This window comes from Streptomyces sp. enrichment culture (assembly GCF_964272855.1).
In the GTDB taxonomy this organism is placed as follows: domain Bacteria; phylum Actinomycetota; class Actinomycetes; order Streptomycetales; family Streptomycetaceae; genus Streptomyces.
On record NZ_OZ186847.1, the window covers coordinates 2,715,156 to 2,733,902 of the forward strand.

Sequence of the window (18,747 nt, forward strand, 5' to 3'; positions counted from 1 at the left end):
GTCCGTCCGGTCTACTCGGCGGGGGTCACCCCGGCCCGCAGGAGTCCGTAGGTGTACGCGTCCTCCAGTGCCTGCCAGGACGCGGCGATGACGTTCTCCGCCACACCGACCGTGGACCACTCGCCGGCGCCGTCCGAGGTGGAGATCAGGACGCGGGTCGTGGACTGGGTGCCGTGCTTGCCCTCCAGGATGCGGACCTTGTAGTCGACGAGGTCGAGCTTGGCGAGCTGCGGGTAGATCTTCTCGAGGGCGACGCGCAGGGCCCGGTCGAGCGCGTTGACCGGGCCGTTGCCCTCCGCGGTGGCGACGATCCGCTCACCCTTGGCCCACAGCTTGACGGTGGCCTCGTTGGCGTGGGTGCCGTCGGGGCGGTCCTCGACGATGGCCCGCCAGGACTCGACCTCGAAGTAGCGCAGCGGCCCGCCCTGTACCTCGGAGCGCAGCAGCAGTTCGAAGCTCGCGTCGGCGGCCTCGTACGTGTAGCCCTCGAGTTCCCGCTCCTTGACCCGCTCGACGACCCGGCCGACCAGTTCCCGGTCGCCGCCGAGGTCGACGCCCAGCTCCTTGCCCTTCAGCTCCACCGACGCCCGGCCCGCCATGTCGGAGACCAGCATCCGCATGGTGTTGCCGACCTGCTCGGGGTCGATGTGCTGGTAGAGGTCCGGGTCGACCTTGATCGCGGACGCGTGCAGGCCGGCCTTGTGGGCGAAGGCGGACAGGCCCACGTACGGCTGATGGGTGGACGGGGTGAGGTTGACGACCTCGGCGATGGCGTGCGAGATCCGGGTCATCTCGCGCAGCCTGCCCTCGGGCAGCACCTTCTTGCCGTACTTCAGCTCCAGCGCGGCCACCACCGGGAAGAGGTTGGCGTTGCCGACCCGCTCGCCGTAGCCGTTGGCGGTGCACTGGACGTGGGTGGCGCCCGCGTCGACGGCGGCGAGGGTGTTGGCGACCGCGCAGCCGGTGTCGTCCTGGGCGTGGATGCCGAGCCGGGCGCCGGTGTCGGCGAGGACGGTGGAGACGACGGCCTGGACCTGCGCGGGCAGCATGCCGCCGTTGGTGTCGCAGAGGATCACCACGTCGGCGCCGGCCTCGGCCGCCGTACGGACGACGGCCTTGGCGTACTCGGGGTTCGCGCGGTAGCCGTCGAAGAAGTGCTCGCAGTCGACGAAGACGCGGCGGCCCTGGGACGTGAGGTGGGCGACGGTGTCGCGGACCATCTCCAGGTTCTCGTCGAGGGTGGTGCGCAGGGCCAGCTCGACATGCCGGTCGTGGGACTTCGCCACCAGGGTGATCACTGGGGCGCCGGAGTCCAGGAGGGCCTTGACCTGCTGGTCGTCGGCGGCGCTGGCGCCGGCTCGGCGGGTGGAGCCGAAGGCGACCAGCTGGGCGTGCTTGAAGTCGATCTCCTTCTGGGCCCGGGCGAAGAACTCGGTGTCGCGCGGGTTCGCGCCGGGCCAGCCGCCCTCGATGAACCCGACCCCGAAGTCGTCCAGGTGACGTGCGATGGCCAGCTTGTCCGCGACCGTGAGGTTGATGCCCTCGCGCTGGGCGCCGTCGCGCAGGGTGGTGTCGAAGACGTGGAACGAGTCGTCGAGCTCGCTGGTTTCCGTCATGGTCGTCAAGGCTCCTGTTTGGGATCTCGGTCTACCGGAATGACCGGCTCCACCGTCCTTCTATGATCCCTCGCGCTCTTCTCCCGGCTGCGGGTGGGCCAGGAAAACGAAAAACCTCTCGCGGGTGCGAGAGGTCTGCGCGCGGGTCGAGGACGACGGTGTCCGCCCGTACCGGGTCGTACGAGGCGGTCACTGCGGACCGGCGCGCCTGCTGCCAATAATCATGGCGAACGAGAGCACGGAGGCAGTCTGGCACAGCCCCGCCCCCGCGCTCACGGCTGTCTCAGTATGCGAGCCCGAGATCACTCACCGCACACGGCGGACGAAGCCGTCCCCTTCCCCGTTCGTGTCATCCGGCACCAGCCGGCCGGAGGTCGAGAACAGGCCGAGCAGCCGGCCGTGGCGGGCGAAGTCCGACGGCGCGCTGTACCCCTCGGTCAGCGGCCCCCCGTCGACAGATTCGGTGACGAGCGTGGTCCGGCCGGTGCGCAGATCGCGGACGTACACGTTGTCGGCCGTCTCACCGCCCGGCAGGGCCGTCTCCTGCCGGTACGCCAGCTTGCGGCCGTCCGCGCTGAGCGTGCCCGCGCCCAGCTCGCCCGCGCCCTCGTGGGTGATCCACCGGGTACCGCCGGTCCGGGCGTCGTACAGGTACAGCTCCCAGGTGTACGGCGGGACGTCGCCGGCGACGCCTTCGCCGAAGGAGCCGTACGCGACGAGGCCGCCGTCCGCGGAGATCGACAGGCCCCCCGGCACGCCGTTGGTCGGGGCGCCGTCCGGGGCGACGTTCAGGTGCTTCTGCTCGCCGGTGCGCAGGTCGGCCAGCCACAACTCGCCCCGGCCGCCGCGCGGGTGGCGCTGCTCGTAGGCCAGGTGCTCGCCGTCGGCGCTGAGGCGGAGGTTCTGCACGTCCCAGTCCGACGGCAGGTGGCCGCTGATGTGGCGGGTCTCGCCGGTGCGGCGGTCGTGGACGTAGGCGCGGGTCTGGTTGGGCGCGTCCCCGCCCTCGATCCGGGACGCCGAGGCGGTGAAGGCCACCACGCGGCCGTCGCCGGAGATGTCGACGCTGTCGCGCACCCAGCCGGATCCGCCGTCGGCGGCGACGCTGACCCGTTCGGTCTCGCCGGTGCGCCGGTCGTGGACGTACACGTCGCTGTAGTAGGCCTGCGGCTGCGGCCAGGCGACCAGGTTCGTCGCCCGGGACCGATAGGCCACGTACCGGCCGTCGCCGCTGATCCTGACGTAGTGGCTGGCCTCGTCCGCCGGTGTGCCGTCCGATGCCACGCTGACCCGTTCGACGGTCCCCCGGCGCAGGTCCCGGACGAACGCGTCGGGCCGCCCGTTGCCGTCGCCGGGCACCACGTTCGAGGCGTAGGAACCGAAGGCGGCGTAACGTCCGTCGGCGCTCAGCCGCGGCCCGTCCGACCCGCCGTCCAGCTGTTCCCCGGTCGCCGACACGGTGACCCGCTCGGTCCGCGGTTCCGGTGCCGCGCCCGCCGAGGTCGCCGAGAGCGCGACCATCGCCCCCGCGAGCACCGCGACGGACGTCCCCCGCATGCTTCTGAGCACGAAATCCCCCCGTGTGACGCTTCTCCCCCGGCCCCGCGCCGAGGGCTTCGAGAAGCGAAGCGCATCACCACGGTCGGGGTCAATCGGTCGGATTGCGTACAACCCGGACAGGTGTTCAGGTGTCCGCGAGCAGTCCCTGCTCCAGGAACTCCCGTACGTGGCCGAGAATCTGCCCCCGGTCCGTGCCGCGCAGGCCGATGGCGACATGGATGGAGAAGCCGTCGAGCAGGGCCCGCAGCCGGGCGGCGAAGCGGTCGGGGTCGACGGGCCGGAACTCACCGCGGGAGACACCCTCGGCGAGCAGGGCGACGAGGTCGCGGTGCCAGGCGCCCTCGATGGCGGCCTGCCGCTCGCGGGCGTCGTCGTCGGCGTTCTGCGATCGGTTCCAGACCTCCAGCCAGAGCGTCCAGTGCGGGTCGCGGTGACCGTCGGGGACGTACAGGTCGACATAGGCGTCGAGGCGTTCGCGGGCCGGTGCCGGGCGCGCCAGCCGGCGGCGGCGCTCGGCGCCGAGGCGGCCCTCGCTCCACTCCAGGGCCTGCAGCAGCAGCTCGTCCTTGGTGCGGAAGTAGTAAAGGAGGTGGCCGCTGCTCATGCCGACCTCACGGCCGAGCGCGGCCATGGTCAGCTTCTCCAGGCCGCGCTCGGCGATCATCTCCATGGCGGCGGCGAGGACGTCCTCGCGCGGCGGTGCGTTCTTCCGTGCCCGAGGCGCACCGGCCATCCCTGACTCCTCTAGATCTTCGGCTGCTGCTGGGTGATGCAGTGGATGCCTCCGCCACCCGCGAAGATCGTACGTGCGTCCACCGACGTCACCTCCCGCGCGGGGAACAGCCGGCGGAAGATGCCCGCCGCGACCTCGTCGTTCGGGTCGTCGAAGGCGCAGAGCACGACGCCGCCGTTGCAGAGGTAGTGGTTGATGTAGGAGTAGTCGACCCAGTCGCCCTCCTCGTCCTTCAGGACGGTGGGGGCGGGGACCTCCACGACCTCCAGGGGCCGGCCCTGCGCGTCGGTCGCGCCGCGCAGGATCTCCAGGTACATCCGCGAGCGGACGTGGTCCGGGTGGGCCGGGTCCTGCTGGCTGTGCACGAGCACGGTGCCCGGCCGCGCGAAGGCCGCCACGATGTCGACATGGCCCTGCGTGCCGTACATGCCGTAGTCGCCGGCCAGGCCGTGCGGGAGCCAGATCGCCTTGGTGGTGCCGAGCTTGGCGTGGATCTCCGCCTCGACCTGCTCGCGGGTCCAGCCGGGGTTGCGGCCGGCGCCGAGCTGGACGGTGTCGGTTAGCAGGACCGTGCCCTCGCCGTCGACGTGGATCGCGCCGCCCTCGTTGACGAGGGTGCTGCTCAGCACCGGTGCCCCGGCCAGGTCCGCGACATGGCGGGCGATCTTGGAGTCGTGCTCCCAGCGGGCCCAGTCCTGGGCGCCCCAGCCGTTGAACACCCAGTCCACGGCGGCGAGCCGGCCCTGTTCATCGGTGACGAAGGTCGGGCCGATGTCCCGCATCCACGCGTCGTCGAGCTCGCGCTCCACAAGGTCGACGTCCGGGCCGAGCAGCTCGCGCGCGGCCTCGCCCTGGCCGGGGCCGTGCACCACCGTCACCGGCTCGAAGCGGCGCACCGCGCGGGCCACGGACGCCCAGGCGGCGCGGGCCTCGGCCAGCTCCTCGTCGTTGGTGAAGGTCGGGTTGGGTCCGGGCCAGGCCATCCAGGTGCGCTCGTGCGGGGCCCACTCGGGGGGCATGCGGTAGGTCATGGGGAGGTCCTAGGGAGCTAGAGGAGCTAGGGGAGCTAGGGGAGCTAGGGGAGCTGGAGGTACTAGAGGAAGTAGAGGCGGTTCAGCGAGACGGAGTCGGCGGGGTCCGAGCGCAGCGGTTCCCCGTCGAGGGTGACGAGTCCGGTGCGCTGGTCGACGTCGACCTGGCCGGTGCGGGAGTTCAGCCGCAGGTCGGCCGGTCCGATGCCGCGCGTGCCGCGCACGGCGACCCGGCGGCGGCGGGTCGGCATGGTGTCGTGGCCCTGGTCGACGGCGGCCTGGGCGACGAAGGCGACGGAGATGTCGGCGGGCGTGGCCCCGAACGCGCCGAACTGCGGGCCCAGCACGAGGGGTTCGCAGGTGTCGGTGGCCGCGTTGGGGTCGCCGACCACGCCGTAGGCCGGGAAGCCCGCCTTGAGGACGAGTTGCGGCTTGGCGCCGAAGTACTCCGGCCGCCACAGCACGATGTCGGCGAGCTTGCCGGCCTCGATCGAGCCGACCTCGTGGGCGAGGCCGTGCGCGATGGCGGGGTTGATGGTCAGCTTGGCCATGTAGCGCAGGACGCGCTCGTTGTCGTGGCCGACGCCGGGGTCGCCGAGTTCGGCCTTCATCTTCCCGGCCATGGCGAACGTACGGCGGACCGTCTCGCCGGCACGGCCCATGCCCTGCGCGTCGGACGAGGTGATGCCGATCGCGCCCAGGTCGTGCAGCACGTCCTCGGCGCCCATGGTCCCGGCGCGGATGCGGTCGCGGGCCATGGCGGCATCGCCGGGCAGGTCGGGCTTGAGGTCGTGGACGGAGACGATCATGCCGTAGTGCTCGGCGACCGCGTCCCGGCCGAAGGGCAGCGTGGGGTTGGTGGAGGAGCCGATGACGTTCGGCACGCCCGCCATCTTCAGCACGTTGGGCACGTGTCCGCCGCCGCAGCCCTCGATGTGGAAGGCGTGGATGGTGCGGCCTTCGAGGACGCGCAGGGTGTCCTCGACGGACAGGCACTCGTTCAGCCCGTCGCTGTGCAGGGCCACCTGGACGTCGTGCTCCTCGGCGACGCGCAGCGCGGTGTCCAGGGCCCGGGTGTGGGCGCCCATGTCCTCGTGCACCTTGAAGCCGGAGGCGCCGCCATCGGCCAGCGCCTCGATCAGCGGCGCGTCGTGGGAGGACGAACCGCGGCCGAGGAAGCCGATGTTGACGGGCCAGGCGTCGAACGCGTCGAACGCGTGCCTGAGCGCCCAGGGCGAGTTGACGCCGACACCCCACACCGGGCCGAACTCCTGCCCGATGATCGTGGTGACGCCGGAGGCGAGCGAGGCCTCCATGATGCGCGGCGACAGCAGGTGGACGTGTGTGTCGACGGCCCCTGCGGTGGCGATCAGGCCCTCGCCGGAGACGATCGAGGTACCGGTGCCGACGACGACGTCGACCCCGTCGAGGGTGTCGGGGTTCCCGGCCCGGCCGATCGCGTGGATGCGGCCCTCACGGATGCCGATGGACACCTTCCGGATGCCCTGCACCGCGTCGATCACGACGACGTTGCTGATGACGACGTCACAGGTCTCGCGGACGGCGGCGGCCTTCAGGTGCAGTCCGTCGCGGGCGGTCTTGCCGAATCCGGCCAGGAACTCGTCGCCGTAGCGCTGCGAGTCGGACTCGACCTGGACGGTCAGCCCGGAGTCGCCCAGCCGGATCCGGTCGCCGGCGCGCGGGCCGTGGGTGGCGGCGTACTCGTACGGGGTGAGGCGCCGGGCTTCGGCGGGGTGGCCTCCGGGGCGGCTCATCGTTCGACCTCCTGCTCAGTGGTTTCCGGTACGCCGAGGTAGCCGCAGGCGGCGGCGCGGCGCAGCGCCTCCTCGCGGGCGCCGGGCGCGTCCAGCGCGCCGTCGACCAGACCGGCGAAGCCGATCGCGATCCGGTCGCCGCCGATCGGCACGAGGCCCACCTCGGCGCTCTCACCGGGGCCGAAGCGCACCGACGACCCGGCGGGGACGGCGAGCCGCATGCCGTAGGCCCGCTCGCGTGCGAAGTCCAGGCGGGGGTTGGCCTCGAAGAAGTGGAAGTGCGAGGTGACGGAGACCGGCACGGTGGCGGTGTTGGTGACCGTCAGCCGCACCACGGCCTCGGGGTCGGCGTGCTCCGGCCCCGGCAGCAGCGCGCCCGGCGCCTGTTCGCCCAGCCCGCCGCCGATGGGGTCGGAGACGACGGCGAGCCGGGACCCGTCGTCGAAGACGGCCTCGACGTGCACCTCGGTGACCACGTCCGCGACGCCGGGCAGCACATCGTCCGGGCCGAGCACGGACCGGGCCGCCTCGATGGCCTCGGCGAGCCGCTTTCCGTCGCGGGCCGCCTCGCAGACGGTGTCCGCGATCAGCGCGGTGGCCTCCGGCACGTTCAGCCGAAGGCCGCGGGCGCGGCGGGCGCGGGCCAGTTCGGCGGCTCCGAAGAGCAGCAGCCGGTCACGTTCCGTCGGGGTCAGTCTCATGACGCGGGCACCTCCTTGCCTTCCCCTGGGTTAGAGCATCACTCTAAACCTCGGATTCAAGCAACCGGAACATTGACAGGCCAGCCAGGAACACATCACATTGAGCGCCACTCAAATTGTCTGGCGGCGTCGAAGGAGACCAGCCATGCCGATGGAACAGCGCGGAGTCGACACCATCCCCGAGGAGGAACGCACCAGCACACCCCGGGACCTGGTGACGATCCTGCTCGGCTCCAACCTCTGCCTGGGGGTGATCGTCTTCGGTTGGCTGCCGCCGTCGTTCGGGCTCGGCTGGTGGGCGTCGGTCGGCGCGATCGTGGCCGGCACCCTGGTCGGCATCGCCTTCACCGCTCCGCTGGCGCTGATCTCCCTGCGCACCGCCACCAACCTCTCCACCTCCTCCGGCGCCCAGTTCGGGGTGCGCGGCCGGCTGGTCGGTTCGGTCGTCGGCCTGCTGCTGGCCCTCGGCTACACCGCGCTGACGGTGTGGATCGGCGGCGACGTGACCGTCGGCGTGCTGCACCGGATGTTCGGCCTGCCCGCGAACGAGACCGCGTACGTCCTGGTCTACGGGCTGCTGGCCGCGGCGACCGTCGCGGGCGCCGTCTACGGCTACCGGGTGCTGCTGACGATGTCCCGTCTCCTCGCGATCGGCATGACGGCCCTGCTCGTCCTCGGCGTGATCGCCTACGCCCCGGACTTCACCACGGGCGCGCTCCCCGAGGCCGGCGGCTATCTGCTGGGCGGGTTCTGGCCGACCTGGCTGCTGGCGGCGGTGGCCGCGGGCCTGTCCGGTCCGGTCGCCTTCATCACCCTGCTCGGCGACTACACCCGGTACATCTCCCCCGCCCGCCACTCCTCGCGCACGGTGCTGCGCGCCACCTGGCTCGGCCTGCTCCTCGGGCTCCTGCTCCCCCAGCTCTTCGGCACCTTCACCTCGTACGCCGCCCGCGCCGCCCTGGACTACGCGGGCCCGCTCGCCGAGGCCGCCCCCGCCTGGTACCTGCTGCCGCTGCTGCTCGCCGCCTCGGCCGGGTCGGTCGGCAACGCGGGCCTGATGCTCTACTCGATGGGCCTCGACCTGGACGCCATCCTGCCCCGCCTGTCGCGGGCCCGCGCCACCTGCGCGGTCGCCGTCGTGGCGACGGCCTGCGTGTTCGCCGGTCACTTCGCGATCGAGGCGCAGACGGCGATGACGTCGTTCGTCCTGCTGCTGACCGCGATCGGCACGCCCTGGGCGGTCATCACCCTCATCGGCTTCGTCCGCTGCGGCGGGGTGTACGACCCGGACGCCCTCCAGGTCTACAACCGCCGCGCCTGGGGCGGGGCGTACTGGTACACGGCGGGCTGGAACGTCCCGGCCACCGTCTCGTGGGCCCTGGGCGCGGCCGTCGGCGTCCTCGCGGTCGCCCTCCCGTCGTACGAGGGGCCGCTGCTCGCGCTGACGGGCGGGGTGGACTGCAGCTTCCTGCTGTCGGCTGCGGTGGGCGGACTGGCGTATGTGCTGCCGACCGGCCGTACGAAGGAAACGGCCGCCGCGGAGACGGAGTCCGCGGCGGCCGTGTCGACGCCGGCCGAGGCCCAGGACACGCCCCAGGGCACGTCCTAGCCCAGCTTGTGCATCCAGCCGTGCTTGTCCGTGGCCGTACCGCGCTGGATGTCGAGGAGGGCCTGGCGCAGCTTGAGGGTGACCTCGCCGGGCTCTCCGCCGCCCTGCTTCCACTCGGCGCCCGCGCGCTTGACCGTGCCGACCGGGGTGATCACCGCGGCCGTGCCGCAGGCGAACACCTCGGTGAGGGTGCCGTCCTCGGAGTCCCGCTGCCACTGCTCGACGGAGACGCGGCCCTCCTCGGCCTCGTAGCCGAGGTCGCGGGCGACGGTGAGCAGGGAGTCGCGGGTGACGCCCTCCAGGATGGAGCCGGTGAGGGTCGGGGTGACGATCTTGTCGCCGTACACGAAGTACAGGTTCATACCGCCCAGTTCCTCGACCCACTTGTGCTCGACGGCATCGAGGTAGCAGACCTGGTCGCAGCCCTTCGCCGCCGCCTCCGCCTGCGCGAGCAGCGACGCGGCGTAGTTGCCGCCGGTCTTGGCGTCGCCCATGCCGCCGGGGACCGCGCGGACGCGGTCCTCGGAGACCCAGATGGAGACCGGCTTGACGCCGCCCGGGAAGTACGCGCCGGCCGGGGAGGCGATGACGAGGAACAGGTACTCGTTGGCCGGCTTCACGCCGAGCCCGACCTCGGTGGCGATCATGAACGGGCGCAGGTAGAGGGACTCCTCGCCGCCGTGGGCCGGCACCCACGCCTTGTCCTGCTGGACCAGGACGTCACAGGCCTCGATGAAGGTCTCGACCGGCAGCTCGGGCATGGCGAGGCGGCGCGCGGAGCGCTGGAAGCGCAGGGCGTTCTGGTCCGGGCGGAAGGTGGCGACGGAGCCGTCGGGCCGGCGGTAGGCCTTGAGGCCCTCGAAGATCTCCTGCGCGTAGTGCAGGACCGTGGTGGCCGGGTCGAGGGGGATCGGCGCGTACGGCACGAGCTGGCCGTCGTGCCAGCCGCGGCCTTCCGTCCACTTGATCGTCACCATGTGGTCGGTGAAGTGGCGGCCGAATCCGGGGTTGGCGAGGATCGCCTCGCGCTCCGCGTCGGAGAGCGGGTTGGCCGAGGGCTTCAGCTCGATCGTGGGCGTCGTCATGAGTGGTTGTCCTTCACCGGTTGTAGTGACGGGCCGCTTTCACGCCCCACCCGCCGTTTCCGGCCAGTGTTAGGACGTCCGAGCTTTCCCTCATTCCGCGGCTCCGCGTTCGATTATCGCGCGCGGCTGTCGGCCGAAGAAACGGGGTGAAGGCGGCCCAGGGGTCGATGGTGGCACCCGGCGGGGACACGGGGAAGCCGCCGGGCGCCCTGAGGGGGACCCGACGGCTTCGAGAGGTTCGAGTAGCGCGGCCGGGTCAGCCGGCTACTCGTCCGGCGAGCGCGTCGCCGATCTCCGAGGTGGAGCGGGCGGGGTTGCCGGCGCGCTCGGTGAGGTCGGCGGCGACGGCCTCGTCGATGCGGTCGGCCTCGGCCTCGTAGCCGAGGTGGCGCAGCAGGAGCGCGACGGACAGGACCGTGGCGGTGGGGTCGGCCTTGCCCTGGCCGGCGATGTCCGGGGCCGAGCCGTGCACGGGCTCGAACATGGACGGGAACTCGCCGCCCGGGTTGATGTTCCCGCTGGCGGCGACGCCGATGCCGCCGGAGACGGCCGCGGCGAGGTCGGTGATGATGTCGCCGAACAGGTTGTCGGTGACGATCACGTCGAACCGCTCGGGCTGGGTGACCAGGAAGATGGTCGCCGCGTCGACGTGGATGTACTCGGTGGTGACCTCGGGGTACTCCTCGGCCACCTTGTTGAAGATGTTCGTCCACAGGTGACCGGCGAAGGTCAGCACGTTGTTCTTGTGGACGAGGGTGAGCTTCTTGCGCGGGCGGGCCTGGGCGCGGGCGAAGGCGTCCCGGACGACGCGCTCGACACCGTAGGCGGTGTTCACGGACACCTCGGTGGCGACCTCGTGCTCGGTGCCCTTGCGGATGGTGCCGCCGTTGCCGGTGTACGGGCCCTCGGTGCCCTCGCGGACGACGACGAAGTCGATCTGCGGCTCGCCGGCGAGCGGGGTGGCGACGCCGGGCAGCAGCTTGGACGGCCGCAGGTTGACGTGGTGGTCGAAGGCGAAGCGGAGCTTGAGCAGGAAGCCGCGCTCCAGGACGCCGGACGGGACCGAGGGGTCGCCGATGGCGCCGAGCAGGATGGCGTCGTGCTTCTTCAGGTCGTCGAGGTCGGCGTCGGTGAGGGTCTCACCGGTGGCGTGGTACCGCTTGGCGCCGAAGTCGTACTCCTTGGTCTCCAGCTTCACATCCTGCGGAAGGACGGCGGAGAGGACCTTCAGGCCTTCGGCCACGACCTCCTGGCCGATGCCGTCACCGGGGATCACTGCGAGATTGATGCTGCGAGACATGCGGGCACCCTACTCCTCGTCCCATGGGATGACACGCACTGTCCGAGATACGGACGCGCCGCCCATCGTCGTCGTCCAGCGTTCACCCGTACGTGGCACGGGTGTCGGGCCGCGCTGGGAAGTTCACCGGCATGGAGATCCCCGACTTCGGCATACCGGCCCGGCTCGCCGACCGGATGAGCATGGCCGAGCAGCACGAGTACCTGCGCACGACGCTCACCCGGCGCCGGACGCTGGTGACGGCCGGGGCGGTGGCGGCGGGCGCGCTCACGGGCTGCTCCGGCGCGCCGGGCACCACCCGCTCCGCCGCGGCCCCCTCCCCCGCGACCTCCAGGGCCCCAGGCTCCGCCGTCGTCCCGTTCGGCCGCCATCTCGCCTTCGGCGCCGATCCGCGCACGGGGATGCGGATCTCCTGGCAGGTGCCGGCCGCGGTGAGACGGCCGTACGTGCGGATCGGCACCCGCCCCGACGACCTGGGCGGCCGGATCGACGCCGAGATCCGCGCGCTGCACACCCCCGAGGTGCGCGGGGTGCGCGCGGCGGTCGAGCAGTACTACGTGCACGCCGCCCTGGACGGCCTGCTGCCCGGTACGACGTACTACTACGGCGTCGGCCACGAGGGCCGGGACCCGGCCGCGCCCGGGCACCGCGCGTCCCTCGGCAGCTTCCGCACCGCGCCCGCGAAGCCCGAGCGGTTCACCTTCACGGCCTTCGGCGATCAGGGCGTCGGCGAGGCGGCCGCCGCCAACAACGCGCTGCTGCTCGGCCGGAAGCCAGCCTTCCACCTCCACGCGGGCGACATCTGCTACGCGAACCCGACCGGCAGGGGCAAGGAGTCGGACGCCTACGACGCGACCCACTGGGACCTGTATCTGAAGCAGACCGAGCCGGTGGCGCGGTCGGTGCCGTGGATGGTGACGACCGGCAACCACGACATGGAGGCCTGGTACTCGCCGGACGGCTACGGCGGCCAGTGGGCCCGCTGGTCCCTGCCGGACAGCGGCTTCGACCCGCGCCGGACGCCCGGCGCCTACACGTTCACCTACGGCAACGTCGGCGTGATCGCGCTGGACGCCAACGACGTGTCGTACGAGATCCCCGCCAACCTCGGACACAGCGACGGGCGTCAGACGGCCTGGCTGGACAAGAAGCTGCGCGAGCTGCGCGCGGACCGGGGAGTCGACTTCGTCGTCGTCTTCTTCCACCACTGCGCCTACTCCACGTCCTCGCACGCCTCCGACGGCGGAGTGCGCGCCGAGTGGGTGCCGCTGTTCGCCGAGCACCAGGTGGACCTGGTGATCAACGGGCACAACCACGTCTACGAGCGGACCGACGCCATCCGCGACGGCGGGGTGGGCCGGCCGGTTCCGGTCGGCGGCTCCACGGACCCGATGCGCGACGGCACCGTGTACGTCACCGCGGGCGGCGGCGGGAAGGAGCTGTACGGCTTCCCGGCGGGGGTCGCCGAGAGCTACGAGGGGAAGACGGCCGAGCGTGAGGCCGTGCCGGCCTTCCGGTGGACGAGGTCGCGGCGCGCGGAGCCGGAGACCGTGGAGTGGTCGCGGGTGCGCTACCGGGGGTTCTCGATCCTGTCCGTGGAGGCGGTCGGCGGGGCGGCCCCTCGGCTCACCGTGTCGGCGCTCGCCGGGAACGGGGAGCGGATCGACCACTTCGAGGTGCGCCGGGGCGGCTGAGCCGGCGCCGGTCCCTCAGTGGCCCGTCGAACCGCCGTTGTCCCGTCGGTCGAGGGCGCGCTGGAGGGCGGCGGCGGCGTTCTTGCGGTCGGCGTCGCTCGTACGGGAGCTGTGGCGGACTCGGCGGCGGACGGTCGTCTCGGCCATGGGGCATCGACTCCTTCGGCAAACGTGGAGTACGGAAAGGGGGTTGCGAGACGCCGGTCGGGCGGGAGCTGCGGTGCCGCAGGGGTTGCCTGCACGGGCCCGGCTCACGAGCGCCCTTCGCTGGGTCGAGCGAGACGTTCGGCTCCTACAAAGCTACGGGAGGACGGAGCGTCTGTCTCCACAATTACTCGGACTTCCTACTATCTGAGACGGGCGGCGGCCGGGCCGCGGATGTGCCAGGTCAGAGCACGTCTCCGTCCCGCCAGTCGAAGACCAGCTCGGCGTCCGGGTCCGCGGCCCGGACCGGCGCGGGCCAGACGTACGTGGAGCCCTCCTCGTCGCGGAGACGGACGACGCCCTTCGGGCCGAGCGCGCGGATCGGCCCGCTCCACGCCCGCCAGCCGCGGGCGGTGTACAGCAGGGCGCCGTCGTCGCTCGCGGAGAGGGCGCCGAGGTCGTAGGCGCGGGTGATGATCCCCTCCAGGGCGGTCATCACCGTGCCGCCGAGCCCCTGCCGCCGTACGTCGGCCCGTACGGCGACTCCCTCCACGTATCCGGCGCGCAGCCACCGCTCGCCGAACCGCACCCGCCGCATCACGACCGCGCCGTGCGCGGCCAGTCCCCGCCCGTCGTGGACCAGGGCGTGCATGCCGCCCAGGGTGTGCTCCCAGTCCTCGTCGGCGAAGTCGCCGTCGAAGGCGTTGTGCAACAGGGAGCGGATCTCGGTGAGTTCGGCGGGGTCGAGGCCGGCGGTGTGGACGGTGCGCGTGGTCGTCATGGCGCCAGTATCGCGAGGCCCGCCGCCCGCTTTCCCCCGGTTAATTTCGGTCGTCCGGCGCGATCCGGCGCCCCTACGGTGCCCCCATGACCGAACTTCGCACCGAACGCCTGCTGCTCCGCTCCTGGCGCGACTCCGACCTCGACCCGTGGTTCGCGCTGAACACCGATCCGGAGGTGCGCCGGTACCTGCCCGGCATCCCCAGCCGAGAGCGGACCGACGCCGGTGCCGCCCGCTTCCGGGCCGACCTCGACGCGCGGGGCTGGGGGTTCTGGGCGGTCGAGGTGCGCGGCACCGGCGAGTTCATCGGCTTCACCGGCCTGGACCCGGTGGAGGAGGGCCAGCCCTTCACGGGTGTGGAGGCGGGCTGGCGGCTGGCCCGCTCCGCCTGGGGCCACGGCTACGCCACGGAGGCCGCCCGCGCGGTGCTCGACTTCGGCTTCGCCGAGCTGGACCTGCCGGAGATCCTCGCCGTCACCGTGCCCGCCAACCGGCGCTCGCGGGCCGTCATGGAGCGCCTGGGCATGACCTGCGACCCGGCGGACGACTTCGACGACCCGAACGTCCCCGAGGGGCCGCTGCGCCGCAGCGTCCTGTACCGCCTTACGGCTCGGTAGTGCCCCGGCTGCGCGGACGGGCCGGGTCCCGTGCAGGACCCGGCCCGTCTCAGTGCCCGGTGAGGGCTCAGCCCATGTGCGGGTAGGCGTAGTCGGTCGGCGGGACCAGCGTCTCCTTGATGGCGCGGGTCAGGGTCCAGCGCTGCAGGTTCTGCGGGGCACCGGCCTTGTCGTTGGTGCCGGAGGCGCGGCCGCCGCCGAAGGGCTGCTGGCCGACGACGGCGCCGGTCGACTTGTCGTTGATGTAGAAGTTGCCCGCGGCGTAGCGCAGCTTCTCCATCGTGTACGCGGCGGCCGCGCGGTCACCCGCGATGACCGAGCCGGTGAGGGCGTAGTCGGACACCGACTCCATCTGGGTCAGCATCTCGTCGTACTCGTCGTCCTCGTAGACGTGCACGGCGAGGATCGGGCCGAAGTACTCGGTGGTGAACACCTCGTTCTCCGGGTCGGTGCACTCGATGACGGTCGGGCGGACGAAGTATCCCACCGAGTCGTCGTAGGAGCCGCCGGCGACGATCGTGCAGGACGGGTCGTTCTTGGCGCGGTCGATGGCGGCCTTGTTCTTGGCGAAGGCGCGCTCGTCGATGACGGCGCCGATGAAGTTCGACAGGTCGGTGACGTCACCCATGGTGATGTAGTCGACCTCGGCGGCGAACTCCTCCTTGAAGCCGTCGTTCCAGATGGACGCCGGGATGTACGCGCGGGAGGTCGCGGAGCACTTCTGGCCCTGGTACTCGAAGGCACCGCGGGTCAGGGCGGTCTTCAGGACGGCGCGGTCGGCGCTCGGGTGGGCGACGACGAAGTCCTTGCCGCCGGTCTCGCCGACCAGACGCGGGTACGCGCGGTACTTCTCGATGTTGGCGCCGACCGTCTTCCACAGGTACTGGAAGGTCTTGGTCGAGCCGGTGAAGTGGATGCCGGCCAGGTCGCGGTGGTTCAGGGCCACCTCGGAGACCTCGAGGCCGTCACCGGTGACGAGGTTGATGACGCCCTTGGGCAGACCGGCCTCCTCCAGCAGCTGCATCAGCAGCACGGCGGCGTGGGTCTGCGTCGGGGACGGCTTCCACACGACGACGTTGCCCATCAGGGCCGGGGCCGTCGGCAGGTTGCCCGCGATCGCCGTGAAGTTGAACGGGGTGATCGCGTAGACGAAGCCCTCCAGCGGGCGGTGGTCCAGGCGGTTCCACACGCCCGGCGAGTTGGCCGGGGGCTGCTCGGCCAGGATCTGGCGGGCGTAGTGGACGTTGAAGCGCCAGAAGTCGACCAGCTCGCAGGGGGTGTCGATCTCGGCCTGCTGGGCGGTCTTGGACTGGCCCAGCATGGTGGACGCGGCCAGGGTCTCGCGCCACGGGCCGGCCAGCAGCTCGGCGGCGCGCAGGATGATCGCGGCGCGGTCGTCGAAGGACATGGCGCGCCAGGCCGGGGCAGCGGCCAGGGCGGCGTCGATGGCGTCCTGGGCGTCCTGCCTGGTGGCGTTGCGGTAGGTGCCGAGGACGGCCTTGTGGTTGTGCGGCTGCACGACCTGGAAGGCCTCACCGCCGCCCATCCGCTTCTCGCCGCCGATGGTCATCGGCAGGTCGATCGGGTTCTCGGCCAGCTCCTTGAGCTTGACCTCCAGGCGGGCGCGCTCGGGCGAGCCGGGGGCGTAGCCGTTCACCGGCTCGTTGACGGGGGTGGGGACCTGGGTCACAGCGTCCATGGGTTCCGTAACTCCTTACTGAGCGGGTGTGTTGGGGCTCAGCCCTTGCTGACCATCGAGCGCAGGAAGAACTGGAGGTTGGCCGGCTTCTCCGCCAGGCGGCGCATGAAGTAGCCGTACCAGTCGGTGCCGTAGGCGGTGTACACGCGCATGCGGTGGCCCTCCGCGGCCAGCCGCAGGTGCTCGTCGCTGCGGATGCCGTACAGCATCTGGAACTCGTACTCGTCGAGCTTGCGCCCGGCGCGCCGGGCCAGCTCCTGGGCGATGGAGATCAGGCGCGGGTCGTGGGACCCGATCATCGGGTACCCCTCGCCCTCCATCAGGATCTTCAGGACGCGCACGTACGCCTTGTCGATCTCCGGCTTCTGCTGGTAGGCGACCTCGGCGGGCTCCTTGTACGCGCCCTTCACGATCCGCACCCGACTGCCGTTCGCGGCGAGGCGGCGGGCGTCGGCCTCGGTGCGGAACAGGTAGGCCTGGATGACGCAGCCGGTCTGCGGGAAGTCCTTCCGCAGCTCGTCATGGATGGCGAACATCGAGTCGAGGGTGGTGTGGTCCTCGGCATCGAGCGTGACCGTGGTGCCGATCGCGGCGGCGGCCTCGACGACCGGCCGGACGTTGGCGAGGGCCAGCTCGTGGCCGCCCTCCAGTGCCTGGCCGAACATCGACAGCTTGACCGACATCTCGACGCGCTCGCCGAGGCCCAGGTCCTTGAGCTGGTCGATCAGCTCCAGGTAGGCGTCGCGGGCGGCGGTGGCCTGCTCGGGGGTGGTGATGTCCTCGCCGACGACGTCCATCGTCAGCTCCAGGCCCTTGGCCGTGAGGTCCTTGATGATCGGCACGATGTCGCCGACGGTCTCCCCGGGGATGAAGCGGTCGACGACCTGCTTGGTCACCGGGGCCGCCGAGATCAGGCGTCGCATCCGGTCGCTGCGCGACGCGGCGAGAATCACGGGACCCAGCACGGGGAACCTCCACATACAACCAACCATCGGCCGAAACCTGGCGAATCAGGTACGGCACGGAGAACCACCGTGAAACCTAAGGATTACTCCGATCGTCTTCCATCGACAGCTGTCACGCATCCGTGCCGGAGATCTCAGACAGATGTATGAAGGCGGCGCGGAAATGCGGGACAATGCCCCGGTGGCGTCGGATTACAAGGGTGACTACCAGGAGCTGGTCGACGAGATCTCGGAGTTCCTGGGCGCCCCGGCGACGCTGGAGAACCGCGACTTCGAGCTGATCGCCTTCGGGGCCTACGACAGTGAGGGCGAGCTGGACGCCTCGGCGCTGGACCCGGTGCGCACCCGCTCGATCCTCACCCGGCGCTCCACGGCCGCCGTCCGCGCCTGGTTCGAGGGCTTCGGCATCACCCGGGCGACCGGCCCGGTCCGCATCCCGCCGACACCGGAGGCCGGGGTGTACCGGGGGCGGATCTGCCTGCCGGTACGCCATCGGGGTGTCGTCCTCGGCTACGTGTGGCTGCTGGAGGACGAGCCGGGCCCGACCGAGCCGCAGCTGACGGCCGCCATGGAGGTCACCGGGCGGATCGGGGCGCTGCTCGCCGACGAGGCGCAGCACGGCGCCGACCTCACCCGGGAGCTGCGCGCGGTGCTGACCGCCGAACGCGGCTGGCAGCGCGACATGGCGGTGGCCGCCCTGCGCACCGCGCTGGGCCCGCGCGGCGACGGCCCGCACGCCGTGGTGTGCGTGGCGCCCTGGCCGTCGGCGGACCCGGACGACGCCCCTTCGGCGCGGGCGATCCCGCACACGACCGCCCTGTGCACGGTGCCGTGGGGCGTCACGGGGCAGAGCCTCGCCGCGCTGGTCCGGCTGCGCGCCGCGGACGCCACCGCCCCGGCGCTGAGCACGGCGTCCCGGCTGCTGCGCGAGGGCGCCCGCGCGGCCGGGGTGAGCGAGCCGCGCGCCGGTCTCGCCGAGCTGGGCACCTCCTGGCAGGAGGCCTCGGCGGCGGCCCGCGCCGCCCTGGCGGAGCCCCGGCTCGGCCCGGTCGCGGAGTGGACGTCCATCGGTCCGTACCGGCTGCTCACCGCACTCCCGCCGGAGGCCGTCCACGACCCGGCGGTCGCCGTACTGCTCTCCCCCGCCCACCAGGAGCTGGCCCGCACCGCCGAGGTCTACCTGGACCGCGCGGGCCAGGCCGGCCGCACCGCCGCCGAACTGGGCATCCACCGGCAGACGCTCTACTACCGCCTGTCACGCGTGGAACAGCTGACGGGCCTCGACCTGGACGATGGGGAGGACCGGCTGCTGCTGCACATGGCGTTGAAGGGGGCGCGGCTGTAGGGCGCCGGGGGGGGGGGCGGCGCCTGACCGTGCTGCCGAATACGGGTGCTGAGCTGACCCAGGTGGGACGGATTTTCCGCAGCGTTTCCGGT

16 protein-coding genes are annotated in these 18,747 nt (G+C 71.9%); 4 read left to right on the plus strand and 12 right to left on the minus strand.

Annotated elements, in window-relative coordinates; all coding sequences use genetic code 11:
• Window positions 1–11: 11 nt before the first annotated feature.
• The 6 genes from cimA to ureA all read right to left on the minus strand — a co-directional run bounded on the left by cimA (window position 12) and on the right by ureA (window position 7,416).
• Window positions 12–1,616: a citramalate synthase gene (gene cimA, locus ACSU6L_RS11285; protein ID WP_437055989.1), complete on the minus strand. Its 1,605-nt coding sequence runs from the start codon at window positions 1,614–1,616 to the stop codon at window positions 12–14.
• A 306-nt stretch (window positions 1,617–1,922) separates the two neighbouring features.
• The gene (locus tag ACSU6L_RS11290) at window positions 1,923–3,173 is read right to left on the minus strand and encodes a TolB family protein (RefSeq protein WP_437055991.1); all 1,251 of its coding nucleotides are present in this window, start codon (window positions 3,171–3,173) and stop codon (window positions 1,923–1,925) included.
• 127 nt (window positions 3,174–3,300) lie between these two features.
• Window positions 3,301–3,909 (minus strand): TetR/AcrR family transcriptional regulator, encoded by a 609-nt coding sequence (locus ACSU6L_RS11295; protein WP_437055993.1) that lies wholly within the window; start codon window positions 3,907–3,909, stop codon window positions 3,301–3,303.
• 11 nt (window positions 3,910–3,920) lie between these two features.
• A complete protein-coding gene (locus tag ACSU6L_RS11300) occupies window positions 3,921–4,940 on the minus strand; it encodes an agmatine deiminase family protein (protein ID WP_437055995.1) in 1,020 nt (339 codons plus the stop codon).
• A gap of 62 nt (window positions 4,941–5,002) precedes the next feature.
• Complete coding sequence (locus ACSU6L_RS11305; protein WP_437055998.1) at window positions 5,003–6,715, minus strand: urease subunit alpha; 1,713 nt, start codon at window positions 6,713–6,715, stop codon at window positions 5,003–5,005.
• On the minus strand, window positions 6,712–7,416 hold the full coding sequence (gene ureA, locus ACSU6L_RS11310) for an urease subunit gamma (protein WP_073941098.1): 705 nt from the start codon (window positions 7,414–7,416) through the stop codon (window positions 6,712–6,714). The genes ACSU6L_RS11305 and ureA overlap by 4 nt, the downstream gene beginning before the upstream one ends.
• A gap of 145 nt (window positions 7,417–7,561) precedes the next feature.
• On the opposite strand from ureA, the gene ACSU6L_RS11315 reads away from it, so the two are divergent.
• Window positions 7,562–9,025 (plus strand): cytosine permease, encoded by a 1,464-nt coding sequence (locus ACSU6L_RS11315; RefSeq protein WP_437056000.1) that lies wholly within the window; start codon window positions 7,562–7,564, stop codon window positions 9,023–9,025.
• Here ACSU6L_RS11315 and ACSU6L_RS11320 read toward each other — a convergent pair.
• Window positions 9,022–10,110: a branched-chain amino acid aminotransferase gene (locus ACSU6L_RS11320; protein WP_437056003.1), complete on the minus strand. Its 1,089-nt coding sequence runs from the start codon at window positions 10,108–10,110 to the stop codon at window positions 9,022–9,024. The two genes, ACSU6L_RS11315 and ACSU6L_RS11320, sit on opposite strands and share 4 nt — an antisense overlap.
• A gap of 256 nt (window positions 10,111–10,366) precedes the next feature.
• A complete protein-coding gene (locus tag ACSU6L_RS11325; protein WP_437056005.1) occupies window positions 10,367–11,410 on the minus strand; it encodes a 3-isopropylmalate dehydrogenase in 1,044 nt (347 codons plus the stop codon).
• Between the two features lie 131 nt (window positions 11,411–11,541).
• Here ACSU6L_RS11325 and ACSU6L_RS11330 point away from each other — a divergent pair, with 131 nt between their 5' ends.
• Entirely contained in the window at window positions 11,542–13,104 is a 1,563-nt protein-coding gene (locus tag ACSU6L_RS11330; protein ID WP_437056007.1) for a purple acid phosphatase family protein, read from the plus strand.
• 15 nt (window positions 13,105–13,119) lie between these two features.
• Here the strand turns inward: ACSU6L_RS11330 and ACSU6L_RS11335 are convergent, their stop codons facing one another.
• Window positions 13,120–13,251, minus strand: a complete 132-nt coding sequence (locus ACSU6L_RS11335; protein WP_437056009.1) for a hypothetical protein — start codon at window positions 13,249–13,251, stop codon at window positions 13,120–13,122.
• 241 nt (window positions 13,252–13,492) lie between these two features.
• A complete protein-coding gene (locus ACSU6L_RS11340; RefSeq protein ID WP_437056011.1) occupies window positions 13,493–14,029 on the minus strand; it encodes a GNAT family N-acetyltransferase in 537 nt (178 codons plus the stop codon).
• 86 nt (window positions 14,030–14,115) lie between these two features.
• On the opposite strand from ACSU6L_RS11340, the gene ACSU6L_RS11345 reads away from it, so the two are divergent.
• The gene (locus ACSU6L_RS11345; protein ID WP_437056013.1) at window positions 14,116–14,646 is read left to right on the plus strand and encodes a GNAT family N-acetyltransferase; all 531 of its coding nucleotides are present in this window, start codon (window positions 14,116–14,118) and stop codon (window positions 14,644–14,646) included.
• A gap of 67 nt (window positions 14,647–14,713) precedes the next feature.
• Here ACSU6L_RS11345 and pruA read toward each other — a convergent pair whose 3' ends face one another.
• Together pruA and ACSU6L_RS11355 are read right to left on the minus strand one after the other, a co-directional pair.
• Complete coding sequence (pruA, locus tag ACSU6L_RS11350; RefSeq protein ID WP_437056015.1) at window positions 14,714–16,345, minus strand: L-glutamate gamma-semialdehyde dehydrogenase; 1,632 nt, start codon at window positions 16,343–16,345, stop codon at window positions 14,714–14,716.
• Between the two features lie 38 nt (window positions 16,346–16,383).
• Window positions 16,384–17,310 (minus strand): proline dehydrogenase family protein, encoded by a 927-nt coding sequence (locus ACSU6L_RS11355; protein WP_437056017.1) that lies wholly within the window; start codon window positions 17,308–17,310, stop codon window positions 16,384–16,386.
• A 142-nt stretch (window positions 17,311–17,452) separates the two neighbouring features.
• Here ACSU6L_RS11355 and ACSU6L_RS11360 point away from each other — a divergent pair, with 142 nt between their 5' ends.
• On the plus strand, window positions 17,453–18,655 hold the full coding sequence (locus ACSU6L_RS11360) for a PucR family transcriptional regulator (protein WP_437056019.1): 1,203 nt from the start codon (window positions 17,453–17,455) through the stop codon (window positions 18,653–18,655).
• Window positions 18,656–18,747 lie beyond the last annotated feature (92 nt).